The sequence below is a fragment of the Mesorhizobium kowhaii genome (assembly GCF_042431665.1).
In the GTDB taxonomy this organism is placed as follows: Bacteria; Pseudomonadota; Alphaproteobacteria; order Rhizobiales; family Rhizobiaceae; genus Mesorhizobium; species Mesorhizobium kowhaii.
Map to the genome: position 1 here is coordinate 1 of NZ_JBHLYT010000133.1, position 2067 is coordinate 2067.

Here is a 2067-nt window from a genome sequence, read left to right on the forward strand (position 1 = left end):
CAGCGTGCGCGCCGATCTCGGCCTGGTCCGCGTCTTCGACGGCGCAAAGATGATCGCCAGTCACCGTCGCAGCTATGATCGCGACCAGCAGATCGAGGACCCTCTTGCGCGCGACAATCGATGCCGCGATCATCACCACCGCCGCGACACCAGATTCTCATCCAGATTGGGTTCTTCCGCATATTTGGTGCAGGTGCGGAGAACTTCTCGTCTGGCCGTATGCCGGGGGTAGTTCAGGCGGTTGCCAACAGCCTGTTTCTCAGCAGTGGATAGCCGGAGCGCCCGTACATCTGACGCTTGATCGTCTTGAGCCGGTTGATCTGTCCTTCGACCGGGCTCGTGCTCCAGGGCTGGGTGATCGCCGCCCGGACGGCCTCGATGTCGCGGCCGATGCCTGCCGCAAGCGAGGCCAGTTCGCTGTCCGTGGCATCCTTGAGCCACAGATGGAGGCCGGCATCATCGTCGCCGCGGATCAGTGCGGCGAAGCGTCGGGCGAGTTCGCCCGCCACTGCAAGCTCCGGCGCTGTTTCGTAGAGATGGTGCAAGAACCGCCCGGTCAGCTCATCGAGCGACGCCGGGTCTTCGCTCAGCAGCCATGCACAGTTGCGGCGCGATGGCGGCCGCCACTGCGAGTTTGGTGGAGCGGTCGATGACCGCTCCTTGCGGGCGGCGATCCACCTGTAGATGGTCGCCTTGCTGCCTGCAAAGCCGCGACGCTGGATTTCGCTCCACAGCTGCAACCCGTTTTGCTGGCCTGCCTGCCAACACTGTTCGAGATAATCGCAGAAAGGATCCATGAGAACAGAGCGCACCGGCGGCCGCCGGTGCTCGGGTTCCCCACCCGCCGCAAGCCAGCGCTCGACAGTTCTCACGTTGATGCCAATCCGCGGCGCCATCTGTCGCGGCGACATGCCGGCCTTCCGCAAGTCAAGGATTTCCGCATAGAGCTCACCGCGCTGGGTGCGCCGCAACCGGCGCAGATCATCAAGCTTCGTGGAAGGTTCTGCCGGTGGTTCCGGCCAGGCGTCATCGTTTCCGGCCCTCTCGGACGCCATGGCCTTTCCGGCGGCACCAACGGCTTTGCGATGGCGACCGACGGCCAGGCGCAACGCTTCCCCCAAGTTCTGCAGCAGATGCCAGCGGTCGGCGACCTGCGTTGCATCGGGCGCACCGCGACGGGCGCCCTCGGCATAGACGCCGGCACGATCGCGCGCGATGATCTCGATGCCCGGATGGCGTCCCAGCCATGATGCAACCGTGTCGGCATTGCGATCCGGCAACAGATCGAGGACACGGTTGCGCTCCAGATCGCAGATGATCGTTCCGTAGCGCTGCCCTTTGCGCCAGGCCCAGTCGTCGATGCCCACCACACGCGGCGCTTGCGGCGGCTCGAAGGTGGCCGCGCGGATCATCCGCAACAGTGTGTCGCCGCTCACCGGCATGGCGAGCCTGTCCGACAAGCGTGAGCCCGGCTCGCCACCCACCGCGAAGCCGATCGCCAGCTGGCTTTCGCCGAGCCGGGCGGTGCGTCTTGCTTTCGGCCGCACCGTCGCCGGCAGCCGCTCCGTGAAGATCCGTCGCGGGCATTGTGGATCGGCGCACCGAAACCGCCGTGCGTGAAGCCGGATTTCGACAATTCGCCCTTGCCACGGCAGATCGGCGAGCCGGCGCATGTAGTGACTGTGGACTCGGCGCGTGTCGCAACCGCAGGTGGGACAGCACGATTCTATCGCCTTCGGCCGGGCCACAAGCACTACCTGTCGGCCTGCGGGAGAATTTGGACAATCGAAAGTTCGGGCGAAATCAGCGAGCGGAAGGCATGGAGCACGGGCAAATCACGGCGTCGACTGCGATTCCGACTCTATGAACTTATTCGCACCGTCCGTGAATCCCGGCACCTGCACCAAATATGAGGAAGAACCCCAGATTGTCGCGCTCTTCTCTCCCAGATTGTCGCGCCATATTGCTGAAACTGCTTGACCTGTACGGCGCGCAGGAACTGCAGGCCGCCGTCGAGGAAGCTTTGCATGCCGGCGCCTCCCATTCGAGGTCGGTTCGCGACGTACT

The 2067-nt window shown here is 64.5% G+C and carries 2 protein-coding genes; one reads left to right on the forward strand and one right to left on the reverse strand.

Annotated features, from left to right (window positions below):
• The first annotated feature begins 4 nt into the window (after positions 1 to 4).
• Positions 5 to 232: a Mu transposase domain-containing protein gene (locus tag ACFFNA_RS36025; protein WP_378924729.1), complete on the forward strand. Its 228-nt coding sequence runs from the start codon at positions 5 to 7 to the stop codon at positions 230 to 232.
• 1 nt (position 233) lies between these two features.
• On the opposite strand, the gene ACFFNA_RS36030 is transcribed toward ACFFNA_RS36025, so the two are convergent.
• Positions 234 to 1754, reverse strand: a complete 1521-nt coding sequence (locus ACFFNA_RS36030) for an ISL3 family transposase (RefSeq protein ID WP_378924727.1) — start codon at positions 1752 to 1754, stop codon at positions 234 to 236.
• Positions 1755 to 2067 lie beyond the last annotated feature (313 nt).